This window comes from Peribacillus simplex (genome assembly GCF_001542915.1).
Taxonomy (GTDB): Bacteria; Bacillota; Bacilli; order Bacillales; family DSM-1321; genus Peribacillus; species Peribacillus simplex_B.
The window spans coordinates 68126-83715 of record NZ_LNNH01000025.1 but is presented as its reverse complement, the minus strand read 5'-3'; the positions used below and the strand labels follow the sequence as shown (position 1 = coordinate 83715).

Below are 15590 nucleotides of genomic sequence, written 5' to 3'. Positions count from 1 at the left end.
CAGAATCGCAGATAAATCGGGCAAAGCCATGTATATATTCCAAAATTCATCGATAAAACGGAAAAAACCTCAGATATAGTCCTCCAAATCTTCGATGAATCCAGAAAAACAGCAGATATTTCCTCGGATCTGCTAATGCCGGGATTTTTCAAGATCAACTCGTCCTGAAAAGAAAACGGCGCCATTACCCATGTCTGATAGGCGATCAGGCGTGAGGACATTGATGTGCTGCTTCGTTTCGGGCGTCTTTTGCCATAAGCCCTGGCTGACCAGCACGCCTGGCAATACATTTTCACCTGCTGCTGCCTTCAACAGGCATTCCCCGCGTTCGTTCCAAACCCTGACCATATCACCAGTAACGATACCCAATCTTTTGGCGTCAATCGCATTCATATGCAATTTCGGTTCCTTTTCCAATGAAATATGTTTGGCGTTATTGGAAAAGGTTGAGTTCAAGAAGTTATGGTTAGGTGCCGGTATGAATAAAAAGGGCAGGTCGCTGTCCTTTATGATTGGCTTATATGTTGGCAATGGATCGTAACCGAGCTGTTTCATCCTTTCGGAATAAAGTTCGATTTTGCCGCTAGGTGTTTGCAGCTTACCCGGGAACAGCGGCTTCATCTTCGCCTTGACAAACTGGTCTTTCGAAAGGGAGTCATAGGTGATGCCGTCTAAATATGGGTTATCCGGGAAATCGAGAGCCTGTCGGATCATATCTTCCTCTGAGTCTTTAAAAGCTGGGTCTTGAAAGCCCATCCCAACAGCCAACAGCTTGAACAATTCAACATTCGATTTCGAATTGCCGTATTTTTTGACTATAGGTTTTTGAATTTGAATGTAATTATGCCAATAGGAATTATAAAAATCCTCCGTTTCATAGGAAGAAGTGGCAGGGAGGACAATATCAGCATACATGGCCGTTTCGGTTAAAAATAAATCATGGACCACTGTGAAAAGATCTTCGCGCTTAAGGCCTTCCTGTACCTTATTGGCATTCGGGGCGACTAGCGCCGGGTTGGAGCCATATACAAACATGGAGCGAATCGGGTTTTCTTTTTCCAAAAGGGCCTGGCCGATTTGGTTCATATTAATCGTCCGCGTCGTTTTATCCTGTAATAAGTCAGGGCGTCTTAAGGCATTTGTATTGAATGCCAGGTATCCTGAATTGCCTTTGGTCGCGCCGCCGCCTTTTTCCATCCATTGGCCGGTAAGTGCAGGAAGGCAGGCGATGGTACGTACTGCCATGCCGCCATTGTCATGGTGCTGCAGGCCATTGCCGATTCGGACGAATGAAGGGGCGGTCGTTCCGTACATCCTCGCTAATTCATATAGATCCTCAATGGGCACACCTGTGATACCCGATACGGTCGCCGGGTCGTATTGACGGACATGTTCGCGCAATTGTTCGGCACCCACTGTATATGCATCGAGAAAAGGCTGGTCGATTAAATTCTCTTCATATAGGATGTGCATTAAACCGAGGGCGAGGGCACTGTCGGTACCAGGGAGGATGGGGATGAACCAGTCAGCCCATTTACCTGTTTGGTTTTTGTGTACATCAATGACGACTATTTTGGCTCCGTTTTTCCTGGCTTGCTGGGCAAGCGTAACTTGGTGCATATTGGTGCTCACCGCATTAATGCCCCACATGATGAAAAGCTTGGTATGGATCGTTTCTTCAGGGTCTATGCCGAAAGATCCGCCCATTGTATAGCTGTAGCCGACGGAACCGGCCGCGTTACATATGGAGCGCTCAAGCATGCTGGAGCCGAGCTTATGGAAAAAACGGCGATCCATCCCCTCGGCGCTGAGGTTCCCCATATTTCCGTAAAAGCTGTAAGGAAGGATGCTTTCGGGACCGTGTTTTTTGATCAATTCCTTCCAATTGGCAGTGATGGTGTCAATCGCTTCTTCCCAGCTGATGGGTGCGAAGTGACCTTCCCCTTTTGGGCCGATGCGCTTTAGTGGCTGCTTTAATCGTTTTGGATCGTATAGGCGCTCGGTCATATTCCTTACTTTATTGCAAATATTCCCTTTCGTGACGGGATGGTCCGGGTCGCCTTGAACCTTGATGATTTTCCCGTCTTTCTTGTGCAGCAATAAACCGCATTGATCCGGACAATCAAGAGAGCAAACTGAGGGAAAGATTCCATCAGGCTGATTGATATAGGATTGCATGGGCAAATACCTCCTAATAATCTAATCTCGTTTCTTCGATTTCAATTCATATCAATCGGAGCATGTTGGTGAAACATCCATACATGCACGAAAGCTGTGTTCGTTGACTTCATTCTAGTACCAGCCAACACAATTGTAAATATTGGTGTTTGGGATCTGCCTACCTTTTTTCAATATGAGCGGTCGTTGCTTTCAGTCGTTCCAAAGCAAGAGAATCTCATGAATAGTTATTTGATTTTTGATGAGATATTCAAAATGTTTACAAAAAATATGGTACAATATCAAAAGGGTCCTTATGTTTAAAACATGAGGGCTTTTTTTGAGCAAAATTGGGAATGATAAACCAAAAACATACAAAGGAAAAGATATGAACCAAACTCATAAAATTGCAGGTAAAGTAGCCCTTATATATATAATCATTGGGGTCTTATGGATTTTTGTCTCGGATTATTTCTCGATGACACAGGCAAAGTCAGATGTTCAGATATATGCGATGTTTCAACACTCCAAAGGATGGGCCTTCATTTTCATAACCGGGATATTCTTATATTTCTTAATCCGGTATTGGACGGGGAAAATGTTAAGGTCGCAGCAGGAATTCAATCTTAAGGATGAACAGTATCAGTCGCTTTTCAAGCATAACCCCGATTGTGTCATTGAATTGAACCTTGAAGGAAATGTCGTTTCCATCAACCCTGAAGCGGAAAAGCTGTTAGGGCAGCATAATGACAGCTTGATGGGGAAGAATTGCAATCACCTCATTAATTGGAATGAAGCGGAAAAGATATCTGCTTTTTTTACACAGTCCCTTCAAGGCGAAGCTGTGAAATTCGAAACGACCTTCCAAAACATGAGAAATGAAAAGCGGATCATCCGTGTCACCTTTTTACCGATCATCGTTCAATCGGAAATGCTAGGTGTATATGCAATCGTCAGGGATATTACCGAAGTGCGGCGAGAAGAAGAATTGATGGTCTTGTCCGAAAAGCTATCGGTCATTGGACATCTGGCAGCTGCCGTCGCCCATGAGATTCGGAATCCACTGACCTCATTAAAAGGGTTCGTCCAATTAATGGATATCACGAAGGAGGTCAATCCCCTGCATTCCGATATCATGTTGAAGGAAATCGACCGTATCAATATCATCTCCAGTGAATTGCTTATTCTTGGAAAGAAACAGGATGTTGCTTTTCGAAGGATCGATCTCGCAGACAGTGTACAGCAGGTGTTCACTTTGATGAACGCGGAAACGAACTTAAACAATATCGAGATGATGCTTAGGATTAAAACCGCTGAGCCGATTTCAATCATGGCCGATTCAATAGAACTCAAACAGCTTTTCATCAATATTGTGAAGAACAGCATTGAAGCGATTGACGAAAATGGCGAAATTGATATATCCTTGCAAATCATCAATGATAACGCTGTGATCAGCATCAGTGATAATGGCAGCGGTATGGAGCCGGAACGCCTTGAACGGATCGGTGAGCCTTTTTATTCGACGAAAGAGAAGGGCACGGGGATCGGCCTGGCAATTTGCCGCAAGATCGTACACCGGCTGGACGGGGAGCTGGATTTTGAAAGTGAGGTCAACAAAGGGACGACCGTTACAATTCGGATTCCGTTGGCTACTGGACAAGAATAAATGGTACTATGGAAGTTAGGAAAAGTTTTTTATTAAAGGAGAACGATATGAGCGAATTACCTGCATTATTGAACGATAGAAAACCATATATCCAAGAGGTATGGAAAAAGTCTGGATTCGGGCAGCTTACACCGATCCAAACGAAAGCGATTCCCGTAATCGTCGAAGGAAAAGACATCATGGCTGAATCACCGACTGGAACAGGAAAAACATTAGCGTATTTATTGCCATTGCTAGAAAAAATAGATCCTGAAAAAAAATCCCCCCAAGCTTTGATTTTGGCATCATCCCGTGAACTGGTCATGCAAATCAATGAAGAAGTGCGGATTTGGTCAGAGGGAAGCGGTATAACCGGCGCAGCATTCATCGGCGGCGCTAACGTAAAAAGGCAGTTGGACAAACTGAAGAAACATCCACAGGTCATTGCCGGGACACCAGGACGGATCTTTGAATTGATTGCCCAAAAGAAATTGAAGATGCATGAAGTTAAGACGATTGTGCTTGATGAGGGCGACCAATTGATTACTGCTGAGCACATGGGCACGATCCAAAATATTATTAAGGCGACGCTAAAGGACCGGCAAATCTTGGTGTTTTCAGCAACATTGCCAGCGGAAACGGAACAAGCGGCTCGTAAATTCATGAATGAACCTGAACTGATAAAGGTCGATAAGCATGAAAAAATGGAATCGAAGGTGGACCATCTTTACTTTGTTGTAGAGAGAAGGGAAAAATCCAAGATTCTTGAAAAAATCACGAGGATCAAAGATGTGAAGGCCCTTGCCTTCCTTAACGATATAGCTGAGCTGAGCGTTTTACATGAAAAGCTGAGTTACAAAGGAATCGAGATGGGAGTCCTTCACGGAGAATCCAATAAAGTCGATCGGGAAAAAGCGTTGCGCAAGCTCCGTTCAGGCAAATCACCTATGCTTATTGCGACGGATGTAGCGGCAAGAGGGCTTGATATTAAAGGTCTGACTGCAGTCGTTCATATTGATATGGCCGATAATATCGACCAATATATCCATAGATCAGGGAGAACCGGACGTGCCGGTGCTGATGGCACCGTCATTTCCATCGTGACGGAAAGGGAGGAGCGCGAGTTGAAAAAAATGGCTCGTGAACTGGATATCCCCCTATCGAGAGTAACCTTCTATGGTGGTAATATCGTGGACGACGAATAGATCTTCGAACAAGCGACGGCCGTTATGGCTGTCGCTTGTTAATTGAACTGAATGGAAGATCAATACTCTCTTTTGTTTCCTTTCTTCACATATTCCCAATCGACCTCAATATTCTTTCTGACCTTGTGAAGAAGATGAAACATCGTTTCAATTTCTTTAGGAGAAAAACCGGCCAAGGCGACCTTGTCGGTATACTCGCCTTCTTTCTTTAAATATACATAAACCCTATCACCCTTATCAGTAGGATATAATTTTTTGATTTTTTTGTTGTGATCATCATTTTTCTTTACAATGAAACCTTGATTCTCGAGCTTTTTGATGGCACGAGCTGCTGTCGTGCGGTCAACCTTTATCATTTCTGCTACCTTTTCTTGAATGATCCCAGGATTTTCACAGATTCGGACAAGATATAAATACTGACCCTTCGTCAGGTCAAAATCTTTGAATTCTATATTGCTTATCGAGTCCAATGCTCTTGCAATCATTCCTATTTCACGAAGTATTTCCTTCATTCGAAAATCCCCATTTCTTTTTTTGTTGTATTTACAACAAAATGAATTTCATTTATACTATTACAAGGTTATGAATGTATTATGACTTGTCTAATGGAATAAATCTAGAAAGGTGATGAAGTTCAGTGGATTCAAAAAAAATAACGATGGCTGACGAATTGGATTTAGCTTTTGCAATCAGAAAAGAAGTATTTGTTGAGGAACAAGGTTTCGGATTGGAAGATGAATTTGACGAATTCGATACACTCGATGGTCAAGCTGACCATATTTTAGTTTTTTATAATGATCAGCCTGTCGGAACTGGGCGGCTAAGGGTCGTCGATGAGTTAGGAAAATTGGAAAGGATCTGTATCCTGGAGGCTTATCGGAAGTTCGGCCTAGGAAAAACGATCATAAAAACATTGGAAGAAATCGCAAGGGAGAAGGGGATAGCGCAGGTTAAATTACATGGGCAAACTCAAGCCGAGGGCTTTTATCAAAAGCTTGGCTACCGGACTTCTTCAGATGTTTTCATGGAAGACGGCGGTCCCCATATTCTCATGATAAAAGAATTGATTAATGAATAAGGCTGTTTAACGTGGGTAAAACGAAGTTCATCCACTATGTAACGGGGATCATGATTTTAACACTAGGCTGTTCCTTGACGATACAATCGGATCTAGGAACATCGCCATTCGATGCCCTTTTGGTCGGACTCTCCATACAAGTCGGCCTGACGGTTGGAAGCTGGGAATTCATCATAGCGGCCATCATGATATTGTTTAATGCCTTATTAAACAGGAAAAGGCCGGAAGTGTTAGGGTTAATAACAGCTTTTATAACAGGCATTGGGATTGATCTATGGCTCTATTTACTGCAAACCTTGATACAACCGGAACATATGCTCACTAAACTTATTTGTGTACTAGTCGGATTAACAGTCATCGGGTTAGGAACGGCTATTTATTTACATGCCAACTTTGCCCCTATTCCTGTAGATCGTTTGATGTTCATCATTCAGGATTTAACTGGCATGAATATATTATTCTCAAAAACATTCATTTATCTTTTCTTCTTGGGAATGGCACTCGCTTTCAACGGGCCGATCGGTATTGGAACGCTCTTAACCGTTTGCTTGGGAGGTCCGGTTCTTAATTACTTTACCCCGCTGATTCGTAATAGATTAAGTTCCTTTAGCTCAACCGCAAATAGTGATAAAGGAAAAAACCATTCGCTGTAGGATGGTTTTTTCGTTCTGTTGCATGAATAAGATGACCGGAAGTTATCAGCAAGGGTGGGACCATATTAGGACGTGAAAATGATGTACACACTTAATGAAAACGCTTCCAATAACATGATTTCTGGCATAAAATAGGAAGAGACATAGGTTGGGAGGAGTCAATATGGCAGATAAGCATAAACAATTCGAAACGTCAGTCATCCATGAAGGATATGACTCGAAGGAGCATTTAGGGAGCTTGACTGCACCCTTATTCCAGACCTCTACTTTCACTTTCGATACGGCGGAGCAAGGGGAACGGCGTTTTGCAGGTTTGGAAGATGGATATATATATTCTCGTCTTGGAAATCCAACGGTACAGGTGCTGGAAGCAAAAATCGCCGCCTTGGAGGGAGCTGAAGTGGGGCTTGCCTTCGGTTCGGGGATGGCTGCGGTCTCGGCTGTGCTATTGGCTTTGACTAAAACGGATGACCACATCCTTTGTTCACAGGGATTATATGGCTGCACGTTCGGTCTTTTGCAGTTAATGAAAAATAAATATCGCATCGATCATGATTTTTGTGCAATGGATACAGAGGAGCAGGTGAGGAGGATGATCCGTCCGCAAACGACCTGCATTTATGTGGAAACCCCGATAAATCCGACGATGAAAATGATTGATTTACAGATGGTGGTGAGAGTTGCGAAGGAGTGCAATGTGACAGTGGTTGTCGATAATACCTTTTCCACCCCCTACTTACAGAGACCGCTTGAATATGGCTGTGACATCGTCCTTCACAGCGCAACGAAATATCTATGCGGACATGGGGACGTCGTTGCCGGGCTTGTCGTAGGCAGCAAAGACTTCATGAATCACGTAGCGGGAACGACACAAAAAGATATTGGCGGGATCATTTCCCCATTCGATGCCTGGTTACTATTGCGGGGATTGAAGACTTTGCCTGTGAGGATGGATCGGCACTCTGCCAATGCAATGGAAATCTTCCGCGAGCTGAAGAAGCATCCAAAGGTGAAACGGGTCTACTATCCAGGGGATGAAACGCATGAGGACCATTATATTATGGAAAAGCAGATGAAACATGGGGGAGGTCTTATTTCTTTTGAATTGCAGGGTACAAAAGAGGATGCCCAGGGATTTCTCAATAAACTGCAATTAATCAAAATTGCCGTCAGCCTAGGGGATGCCGAAACCTTGATCCAGCATCCCGCTACCATGACGCACTCGGCCGTCCCTGAAGATTCGCGCCGGCAAATGGGCATCAGCGATCAGCTCATCCGATTATCGGTTGGACTGGAAGCTTGGCAAGACATCTGGGACGATCTGCAACAAGCCTTTTGAGGCACTTGTATCTATTTATATATTCCTTCGATTCCTGATGAAGATGGTCACGGATATGACCAAGATGACAGCGGCAAGGATATAGGAAATGGTCGTAATGACTGGGTAGTTGGCATCATTGCGGACCCCGATGCCGATGAACGCCCAAACGAATACGAGCGGATAGCCCCAATCCCGGTTTTTGCTTGAAAAGGCAAAAGCCAGGATTGTTGCTACAATCAGCATAGTGATCGTCCAGGTGACCTTTGAAATCCCAAAACCGTCCCATTCAATATAAGTGAGGTAATAAGAAATATCAGCTATGGTCGCAACGCTTACCCAACCTGAATAAATGGAAAATGGAAATAGGTCGAAGCCAGTGTGCGCAACCTTTTTAATACGTGTATAAATGACCAAAAGCGTAGTTAAAAGCGCAAGGATGATGAAAACGGATAACAAAAAGTGTTCGTAATGCCAAGCCAAGAGCCAGGCCCCATTCAGCACACAGCTTAAAGCGAACCACGGGAATGATGCCTCGGCAGCAGGACTGTTCCTGTGCTCACCTGCAAACTGCCTGAATACCCAGATGGCGAGTAGAAGGTAAATGAACCCCCATATGGAAAATACATAACCGGCAGGGGTGAAAAGTACATCCAGTTTATCGGAGACCTCTCCGGATGTTTGGCCGTTGAATGGCAGAAAATTGGCCAAAAAATTCATGGTGACGACGAATAAATAAAAAATCAAGTTAAAGATGACAATAAGCATGGGATTCCTCCTTGAATGTAGTGTGGCTTCTATATCTTATTCCACCATTTTTGCTTGAATAACCTTTTTGGAGCACATCGAACGTTTTTTGAAAAGCCTTAACGGTTCAATTGACAAGGGAGGCCATTTCTGTAACAAATGAACCATTTCCAATCAGATATTTTACATCCGTACTTTAAGGTGATAAACTGTTGAAAGATTCATATTATTAGTCCTTCGGGGTCGTAAGAGATCATATAAAATTAAAAAACCGCCTAAACCTTAATGAATAAGGATTTTAGGCGGTTTTTTCTTATCGTTTTTTTTCGTTTGGTAGGGAGTTTGGTAGGAAATCTGAAATAACAGCAAAATACTAGAAAGGATTTAAGAGTAATTGTTCAGCATTTTTTCAAGAACCTTTGCTGCATCAGCCTGCATGTTTGGCATCATATGAGAATAGGTATCTAAGGTAATTTTGATAGAGGAATGCCCTAATTGTTCCTGGACGATCTTAGGGTGAACATTTGCACTGAATAGCAAGGATGCGCATGTATGCCGCAAATCATGAAAACGGATCTTTCTCATTTCCGTTCGTTCCAACACCCTTTTCCAATCCCTGTCGAAAGTTCCTAAAGCACGCGGGCGGCCATCCACTTGGCAAACCACTAAGTCATAATCTTCATAATCCTCACAGGCTAACTTCTCTTTAAGAACCATCGTCCTGTGCTTCTTAAGCTCGTTTATAACGGTCGGTGCGACAGTAATAGACCTGTAGCCTGAATCTGTCTTAACGCCTTTAATTAGGCCTTGTCGAGCCTTTAATGACTGACTGATTCGTATTTGGGAAGTTTCAAAGTTGATATCCTTCCAACGTAAGCCCAAAAGCTCGCCGCGGCGCATGCCTGTATAAATCGCCAAGATAAACAATATACGGTAACGGCCGTCTATCTTGTCGAGAAATTGCTTTACCTCTTCAGTTGTCCAGTAATCAATTTTAGGTTTACTGGTCCGAGGTTTAGAACCTTTATCTAAAAGATCAAACGGGTTCTTAATGATCAATTCCTTTTTTACTGCTGTTTTAAAGCAAGTATGAATCAAATTGTATATTTTACGGACAGTACCATCAGCCAGTTCTTTATCCTGTAAAGCCTTGATAAGGCGCTCAATGTGAGTCACGCTGACCTTTTGTAAAGGGATGTGACCAAGCTCAGGGATAATATGATTGGATAGGTGGCCGTTGTTTGTATGTCTTGTTTCAGGGGAGATATCTTGTTTATTATCTAACCACTCTTGAATGTATTCACCGAAGGTAATCTTAGAGGGATCTATATAACTGCCTTTTAACCATTCTGTCCGGGCAGCTGCTTCTGCATCTCTTGCTTCTTTCTTTCCAGTGAAACCGCGCTTCTTAATCGTTTTACGTTTGCCTGTTGTGTCCTTCACTTCAAAGGCATAATAGTAGGCAGTTTTCCCATTCTTCTCATACTCATAGATTGGCATGGGTAACCTTCCTCTCACAATATATGTAATTGAATTATAAAATCTAGTAAAAATATTAGCAAATAAAGTACGAGGGAATTAGGGAAAACATTAGAAAAAACTATTGATAATTTGAGGGTACAATGTGTGTTGTTAGGAGAAATACGTGTTAAATTTATATTATCGAGAATAAAGAAAACAGGGCGGCACTCAGATGGTGTCGTCGTTTTTGTAAAAAAAAGATATCAGTCCAGGAAACTGATATCCACAGCATAATTATTTTTTATGTTTAGTTGGATCGACCATTCTGTATCGTTCATTAGGATTTTGTGTAGGAGGAAGCCTGTCTCCCTTAACCGAAGTAATTTCTCGGTTTTTCGATCCGCCTCTTGGACCTACGACTTCATATTGGCCCGACTTTTGTGACTTTTCACCTGGCTTTAGGTATTTACTCATGAATATATCACCTCCTTTTTTTACATTTATTCGTCGATTAAAAAGGAATATCCTGCAAATTGTCGAAATATATAGGACAGAAGGAGTGAGGCGAATGTTAGAAGTTTTTTTAGATGAACACAGGAAATATAAAGAAGAACTACTGGAAGAAATTATTAAGTTAGAAAATGAAGAATCAGATTTAAAGATTAGATATAGAGGGTTGGATATAAGGCAAAGTATTTTAGGTAGTACCAAAGCTTCGATGAATGAGGAAATTTCTGATGAAGACAGGAAGTCTTTCGACTTTCTTTACATTGATAAGATTCAAAGAGAATTAATTGACGTCATACCAGCTATGACAGAAGAAACTCAGTATAAAGAATTTAAAATAAAATATAACAGAAAAATCATTGAACACATTGACCAGGTATTAGAAAAGTTAAAATGATAAATTCAAGCAACCAATAATCTGGTTGCTTTTTTTATTGCTTCAATAAAGCAGCTAATGTCCCAGCCGGAAGGGAGTCGTGCAAAGGGGAACACCTGATAAGTGTTTCTGTCTATGCACCTTTAGCTGTTTTGTTGTGCCAATAATTATACAAACGAATGTTCCGTACTCGGATTGCAGTACGGTGTTCAGCGTACTCTAATTGCAGTACGCCAGAGTACTCGGATTGCAGTACGCTAGAGTACTCGAATCGCAGTACTCTGAAATTTTTTCCTTCATTAGAGCAGAAATCCTAAAGAAAATCTTTAAAGAAAATATATAAAGAAAACCCTCTGAACTGTCTTTTATTAATTTAAGAAGGATGATTAAGATGAAGTTTGCTGACCATTTATCTAAATCGGATATTCAGAAGTTCAATCAACTTAGAAAAGGCAGCAAGCAGAGGAAATCTGAATCCAAGCCTAAGAGGAAAAAGGAATTAAGTTTCAAAGATGTTGAGGAGTTAATGGGCATGAATCGCGATACTTACAGAAGAGTTGGTGGATCTGTCAGGAGGAAATGAATTATGAAACCTGTTGATAATGAAATTGAAAAGAGCACTCTACCTTCAATGGCAAGTGCTTCTTTTATTTAAGGTTCGATTATTTTATCAATAAATTCTCTACCTTTTTTAATGATTTCATTATTTTTTTTAATCGCAAAATCATTGTTCTCCTTGACATGTTCATTAAGAGTATCATGGCTCTCCATATACTCAAGTATTAGCTCTACAGCCTTATCCAAAAGATTTTCAATGGGTATATTTCTTTTATCAGCTAAGTGATGGAGTCTATTATTCAAATCAGGATTGAGCGTAGTATTTATGGGCGTTCTTATTTCAAAATTCATATGCCATTCCTCCTTTGATTTTTATTCTAATTATATGTTAATTAATAAACCTAAACAAAGGCATAAGGACTTAATAAGATTATTACCAAGGAGAAGAGGAAGAGTGAGGGAAATAAAAAATGACCCATCACAGGGTCAGATACTTTTCTTCATGCCACAATTGCGACACTCACGAATATAGACAAAGTCCTTAACGGAACTTTTAAACTGTGCCATATCACAATTGTCACATCGACCACTTTTAATGTCAGGATGTTCATTGTAGTCGTAAATAACGGTTGTGTCATAGCCATTGTATTTTTCTTCAGTCAATGCTGATCACCTTCATAAATGGATTTAACTTTATTATGATACCAGATTAATTAGGAAGAAGGAGATAAGGGTGAAGATTAAAAGCAATAGTTAATAATTTTATTTATAACTCTCATCAAAGTGATACTAAAAGAAAATGTATCAAAATAAAAGAAGAGTGAGATAAAAGAACCGTGTTCTTCGGGATGTAATTGGAAAACACGAATAGAAAAAGCCACTAACTTATAATTTTATTTGTTTTTCGCTTTAGGACAACGCTGTTTCCAGCATTGCCTCCTTCTTTTATCAAAAAAGGAAATGAATCAAAGCGATTACAAAAAGAAGCTCTTGAAAAGTAAGCTTCACAATTATAAGCATGGTGGCCACCTCCGATATTTAGTTGTTTTTAAGATATGCATACAAAGTATAAAAGATACTATCCGAATGAGGGATAATATGAATTCTCAAAAGCACTACAATAAATACAAGCGTGATAAAGAAGCCAAGAAGTTCTATAACTCTGCTGCCTGGAAGAAGTGCCGCGCTATTGTATTGGCAAGAGACAATCATCTTTGCCAGGAATGTTTAAGAAAGAAACGGATCACACCTGCAGACATGGTCCATCACATCATTGAATACAAAGCAGATCAGAGCAAGGCCTTGGACATTGATAACCTGGAGAGTCTTTGCAACCCATGTCATAACGGGGAGCATCCGGACAGAGGGAGTAAGAAGGCAGTCAAGGTCAGCAAGAGGATCAGGGTTGTGACAAGTAAAGCGAATGAGGAGATGTGGTAGGGATGGATAGCCAGTGCGACAGCTGTAAGCTCACCTTCGTGGTTGATCTGCAAGAGAAGAACCATGGCAAAGGGATAAGGGAATCTTTCTTCACTTGTACTCATTGTCAAACAAAGTTTTTTGCATTCATTACGGATGATTACATTAGGCAGCATCAAAATAAATTAAAGAAGATTTACAAAAAGGGCACTGTGAATCATATCGATGATTTTAATCGGATAATTGATGATATTAAAAGGAAAATCGAAACGAGGATGACGGAGCTAAGGGGAAAGTATTCGGATAGCCCCCCTACCCCTGAAATCATTAATTAAAGCAGGAAAAGAACGACGATGGTCCTTCGTTTGCACCGAAACTGGAATTTTTATATATGAGGGGGGGGTGTAGATGTACAAACCTAAGTCAGGAATTACACGACAATTAGCAAAAGACCTATTTAAAACGCTTATTGATGAATTGCGGATTGATAACAATTTGAGTAAAAGAACAATAATCTTGGTTGATAACATGGTCCTGCTCGAACAAATGAAACAAGATTCGATTGCTGATGTGAAAAAGCGGGGGACAGTTGAGCTCTTCAAAAATGGAAGTCAAGAAATGTACCGAGATAATAAATCGGTGGATAAAATCTTAAAAATTATTGAGCAGCAGCGTAAACTTCAGGCAGAGTTAAAGCTCACCCCTGCCTCAGATAGAAAAGTTTCAGATGTGATACCAATTGATGGAGGAGAAGCGGAAGACAGCAAGGGTGATGATTTTGAGCGATTCTAAATTATTAACAACAGAATATGCCAAAGGGGTAACTTCTCATATCATCACAACTTCCAAAAAGGTTTTTCAAGCTTGTCAAAGGCACTTGAAGGACTTGGAAAGACAAGGGACGAAGAAGTTCCCTTATGTTTTCGATGAAGAAAAGGGCCATCGTCCAGTTGAGTACATTCAAAGATTCTGTAAACCATCCCAGGGCGATTACGATCGATTAGAATTGCAACCCTGGCAGCATTTTATTGTAGGGTCGTTGTATGGGTGGGTTCATAAAGATTCGGGTGTAAGGCGCTTCAAGGAGGGCCTTATTTTTGTTGGAAGGAAAAATGGTAAATCAACACTTGTATCTGGTTTATCGCTCTATAGTTCATCAAAGGATGGAGAAAATGGAGCGCGGGTTTATCAGTTGGCCAACTCAAAAGAACAAGCGAAAGAGGTGTTCGATGAGTGTGTGGCCATGGTTAAATCTTCACCAATCTTAAATCGTCATTTTGATCCTACTAATAAAGAGATACGGTTTGGTCGGACCATGTCCAAGATTATTCCTTTGGCAACTGACAGTAAAAAGATGGACGGTAAAAACTGTAGCTTTGGTGTATTTGATGAAATCCATGAGTATAAAAATTACAAGCTAATCAATGTAATCAAGAACAGTACAGGGGCGCGGAAACAACCACTCCTTTTGTATATAACGACTGCAGGGTATCAATTAGACGGTCCACTTGTGGATTATTATGATAAAGCTGCGGACGTTTTAGATGGCGTGATTGATGATGAACGTTGTTTTTATTTTTTAGCGGAATTGGATGAAAAGGATGACCTTGATAATCCGGAAAACTGGATTAAGGCAAATCCTAACTTGGGGACAACTCTTAAATTGGAAACACTTATTGAAGAATGGGAAAGCCGAAAGCACATCCCGGCAGAACGAAGTGACTTTATAACGAAACGTTTGAATCTTTTTGTTAAATCAGATGAGCAATCATTCCTGGACTATTCCGTAATCAAACGCAATGACAAGGTTATTAATATTGAAACATTGAAAAATCGTAATTGCATAGGTTCTTTTGACCTTTCCGAATCCGAGGATTTCACAAGCGCTTGTCTTGAATTCCCTCTTGATACCGGAGAGGTATTTGTTTTGTCTCACTCTTGGATACCAAGAAAAAAGGTGCTGGCAGATAATGAAAAAATACCATATCTAGAGTTCGCTAAAGACGGACTTTTAACAATCGTGGATGAGGATTATATCAAATTGGAACAGGTCTACGATTGGTTTGTTGCGAAGTCGAAAATTTATACGATTGAAAAGATTGCTTATGATCCAGCCAAAGCTTACAGGCTGGTAAAAGATCTTGAAAGTTATGGATTCGTTACCGAAATTGTAAGGCAGGGACCATTAACTTTAACACCTGGTCTTCGTGATTTAGAAACGATGTTCATGGATGGGAAAGTTATTTTTAATAAGAACAGGTTGTTAAGGTGGTATATCAACAACGTGAAGTTAAAGAAAAATGAAAACGGCAGTTGGCTTCCACAAAAACAAAATCGTTATCGTAAAATCGATGGCTTTGCTGCCATGTTGAACTCTCATATTAAAACAATGGAGATATTAACGACACCTCAGGGAAATGGAGATATTGAATTTGTGTCTGTTAGTGATCTATTTGGATAATTGAA

Annotated in this window: 18 protein-coding genes; 11 read left to right on the top strand and 7 right to left on the bottom strand. The window is 41.0% G+C overall.

Annotation, left to right across the window (positions count from 1 at the left end):
- Nucleotides 1–132: 132 nt before the first annotated feature.
- The gene (locus tag AS888_RS13300) at nt 133–2178 is read right to left on the bottom strand and encodes a molybdopterin oxidoreductase family protein (RefSeq protein WP_061142633.1); all 2046 of its coding nucleotides are present in this window, start codon (nt 2176–2178) and stop codon (nt 133–135) included.
- A 319-nt stretch (nt 2179–2497) separates the two neighbouring features.
- Here AS888_RS13300 and AS888_RS13295 point away from each other — a divergent pair, with 319 nt between their 5' ends.
- Together AS888_RS13295 and AS888_RS13290 are read left to right on the top strand one after the other, a co-directional pair.
- Nucleotides 2498–3823 carry an ATP-binding protein gene (locus AS888_RS13295; RefSeq protein WP_061142632.1) on the top strand — a complete coding sequence of 442 codons (1326 nt, stop codon included), beginning with the start codon at nt 2498–2500 and terminating at the stop codon, nt 3821–3823.
- Between the two features lie 47 nt (nt 3824–3870).
- A complete protein-coding gene (locus tag AS888_RS13290) occupies nt 3871–5007 on the top strand; it encodes a DEAD/DEAH box helicase (protein ID WP_061142631.1) in 1137 nt (378 codons plus the stop codon).
- Between the two features lie 59 nt (nt 5008–5066).
- On the opposite strand, the gene AS888_RS13285 is transcribed toward AS888_RS13290, so the two are convergent.
- Nucleotides 5067–5519, bottom strand: a complete 453-nt coding sequence (locus tag AS888_RS13285) for a MarR family winged helix-turn-helix transcriptional regulator (protein ID WP_061142630.1) — start codon at nt 5517–5519, stop codon at nt 5067–5069.
- 125 nt (nt 5520–5644) lie between these two features.
- Between AS888_RS13285 and AS888_RS13280 the strand changes: the two genes are divergently transcribed.
- The 3 genes from AS888_RS13280 (at nt 5645) to megL (ending at nt 8077) form a co-directional block, all read left to right on the top strand.
- Nucleotides 5645–6085, top strand: a complete 441-nt coding sequence (locus AS888_RS13280; RefSeq protein ID WP_061142629.1) for a GNAT family N-acetyltransferase — start codon at nt 5645–5647, stop codon at nt 6083–6085.
- An 11-nt stretch (nt 6086–6096) separates the two neighbouring features.
- Nucleotides 6097–6738, top strand: coding sequence for a YczE/YyaS/YitT family protein (locus tag AS888_RS13275; RefSeq protein ID WP_464684208.1), 642 nt, complete (start codon nt 6097–6099; stop codon nt 6736–6738).
- Between the two features lie 163 nt (nt 6739–6901).
- Nucleotides 6902–8077, top strand: a complete 1176-nt coding sequence (gene megL / locus AS888_RS13270) for a methionine gamma-lyase (protein ID WP_061142628.1) — start codon at nt 6902–6904, stop codon at nt 8075–8077.
- Between the two features lie 15 nt (nt 8078–8092).
- Here megL and AS888_RS13265 read toward each other — a convergent pair whose 3' ends face one another.
- The 3 genes from AS888_RS13265 to AS888_RS13255 all read right to left on the bottom strand — a co-directional run bounded on the left by AS888_RS13265 (nt 8093) and on the right by AS888_RS13255 (nt 10738).
- Nucleotides 8093–8824: a tryptophan-rich sensory protein gene (locus AS888_RS13265; RefSeq protein ID WP_061142627.1), complete on the bottom strand. Its 732-nt coding sequence runs from the start codon at nt 8822–8824 to the stop codon at nt 8093–8095.
- A 363-nt stretch (nt 8825–9187) separates the two neighbouring features.
- Nucleotides 9188–10303: a tyrosine-type recombinase/integrase gene (locus AS888_RS13260; RefSeq protein ID WP_061142626.1), complete on the bottom strand. Its 1116-nt coding sequence runs from the start codon at nt 10301–10303 to the stop codon at nt 9188–9190.
- A gap of 255 nt (nt 10304–10558) precedes the next feature.
- The gene (locus AS888_RS13255) at nt 10559–10738 is read right to left on the bottom strand and encodes a YjzC family protein (protein WP_061142625.1); all 180 of its coding nucleotides are present in this window, start codon (nt 10736–10738) and stop codon (nt 10559–10561) included.
- Nucleotides 10739–10832: 94 nt separating this feature from the next.
- On the opposite strand from AS888_RS13255, the gene AS888_RS13250 reads away from it, so the two are divergent.
- Both AS888_RS13250 and AS888_RS13245 read left to right on the top strand, forming a co-directional pair.
- Nucleotides 10833–11168 (top strand): hypothetical protein, encoded by a 336-nt coding sequence (locus tag AS888_RS13250; protein WP_061142624.1) that lies wholly within the window; start codon nt 10833–10835, stop codon nt 11166–11168.
- A gap of 370 nt (nt 11169–11538) precedes the next feature.
- A complete protein-coding gene (locus AS888_RS13245; protein ID WP_061142623.1) occupies nt 11539–11730 on the top strand; it encodes a hypothetical protein in 192 nt (63 codons plus the stop codon).
- A 68-nt stretch (nt 11731–11798) separates the two neighbouring features.
- Here the strand turns inward: AS888_RS13245 and AS888_RS13240 are convergent, their stop codons facing one another.
- Together AS888_RS13240 and AS888_RS26460 are read right to left on the bottom strand one after the other, a co-directional pair.
- Nucleotides 11799–12056: a ribbon-helix-helix domain-containing protein gene (locus tag AS888_RS13240; protein ID WP_061142622.1), complete on the bottom strand. Its 258-nt coding sequence runs from the start codon at nt 12054–12056 to the stop codon at nt 11799–11801.
- Between the two features lie 135 nt (nt 12057–12191).
- The gene (locus tag AS888_RS26460; protein WP_260320200.1) at nt 12192–12368 is read right to left on the bottom strand and encodes a hypothetical protein; all 177 of its coding nucleotides are present in this window, start codon (nt 12366–12368) and stop codon (nt 12192–12194) included.
- Nucleotides 12369–12803: 435 nt separating this feature from the next.
- On the opposite strand from AS888_RS26460, the gene AS888_RS13235 reads away from it, so the two are divergent.
- From AS888_RS13235 to AS888_RS13220, 4 genes are all read left to right on the top strand, one after another.
- Nucleotides 12804–13145, top strand: a complete 342-nt coding sequence (locus AS888_RS13235) for an HNH endonuclease (protein WP_260320199.1) — start codon at nt 12804–12806, stop codon at nt 13143–13145.
- Between the two features lie 2 nt (nt 13146–13147).
- Nucleotides 13148–13459 (top strand): hypothetical protein, encoded by a 312-nt coding sequence (locus tag AS888_RS13230; RefSeq protein WP_061142621.1) that lies wholly within the window; start codon nt 13148–13150, stop codon nt 13457–13459.
- A 73-nt stretch (nt 13460–13532) separates the two neighbouring features.
- Entirely contained in the window at nt 13533–13916 is a 384-nt protein-coding gene (locus tag AS888_RS13225) for a P27 family phage terminase small subunit (RefSeq protein ID WP_061142620.1), read from the top strand.
- A complete protein-coding gene (locus AS888_RS13220; RefSeq protein WP_260320202.1) occupies nt 13867–15585 on the top strand; it encodes a terminase large subunit in 1719 nt (572 codons plus the stop codon). Before AS888_RS13225 ends, AS888_RS13220 begins: the two co-directional genes overlap by 50 nt.
- Nucleotides 15586–15590 lie beyond the last annotated feature (5 nt).

Coding starts and splice junctions, on each gene's coding strand:
- AS888_RS13300 (WP_061142633.1), bottom strand. CDS start 2,178: ATGCAATCCTATATCAATCAGCCTGATGGAATCTTTCCCTCAGTTTGC.
- AS888_RS13290 (WP_061142631.1), top strand. CDS start 3,871: ATGAGCGAATTACCTGCATTATTGAACGATAGAAAACCATATATCCAA.
- AS888_RS13285 (WP_061142630.1), bottom strand. CDS start 5,519: ATGAAGGAAATACTTCGTGAAATAGGAATGATTGCAAGAGCATTGGAC.
- megL (WP_061142628.1), top strand. CDS start 6,902: ATGGCAGATAAGCATAAACAATTCGAAACGTCAGTCATCCATGAAGGA.
- AS888_RS13265 (WP_061142627.1), bottom strand. CDS start 8,824: ATGCTTATTGTCATCTTTAACTTGATTTTTTATTTATTCGTCGTCACC.
- AS888_RS13260 (WP_061142626.1), bottom strand. CDS start 10,303: ATGCCAATCTATGAGTATGAGAAGAATGGGAAAACTGCCTACTATTAT.
- AS888_RS13255 (WP_061142625.1), bottom strand. CDS start 10,738: ATGAGTAAATACCTAAAGCCAGGTGAAAAGTCACAAAAGTCGGGCCAA.
- AS888_RS13250 (WP_061142624.1), top strand. CDS start 10,833: ATGTTAGAAGTTTTTTTAGATGAACACAGGAAATATAAAGAAGAACTA.
- AS888_RS13245 (WP_061142623.1), top strand. CDS start 11,539: ATGAAGTTTGCTGACCATTTATCTAAATCGGATATTCAGAAGTTCAAT.
- AS888_RS13240 (WP_061142622.1), bottom strand. CDS start 12,056: ATGAATTTTGAAATAAGAACGCCCATAAATACTACGCTCAATCCTGAT.
- AS888_RS13235 (WP_260320199.1), top strand. CDS start 12,804: ATGAATTCTCAAAAGCACTACAATAAATACAAGCGTGATAAAGAAGCC.
- AS888_RS13230 (WP_061142621.1), top strand. CDS start 13,148: ATGGATAGCCAGTGCGACAGCTGTAAGCTCACCTTCGTGGTTGATCTG.
- AS888_RS13225 (WP_061142620.1), top strand. CDS start 13,533: ATGTACAAACCTAAGTCAGGAATTACACGACAATTAGCAAAAGACCTA.
- AS888_RS13220 (WP_260320202.1), top strand. CDS start 13,867: ATGGAGGAGAAGCGGAAGACAGCAAGGGTGATGATTTTGAGCGATTCT.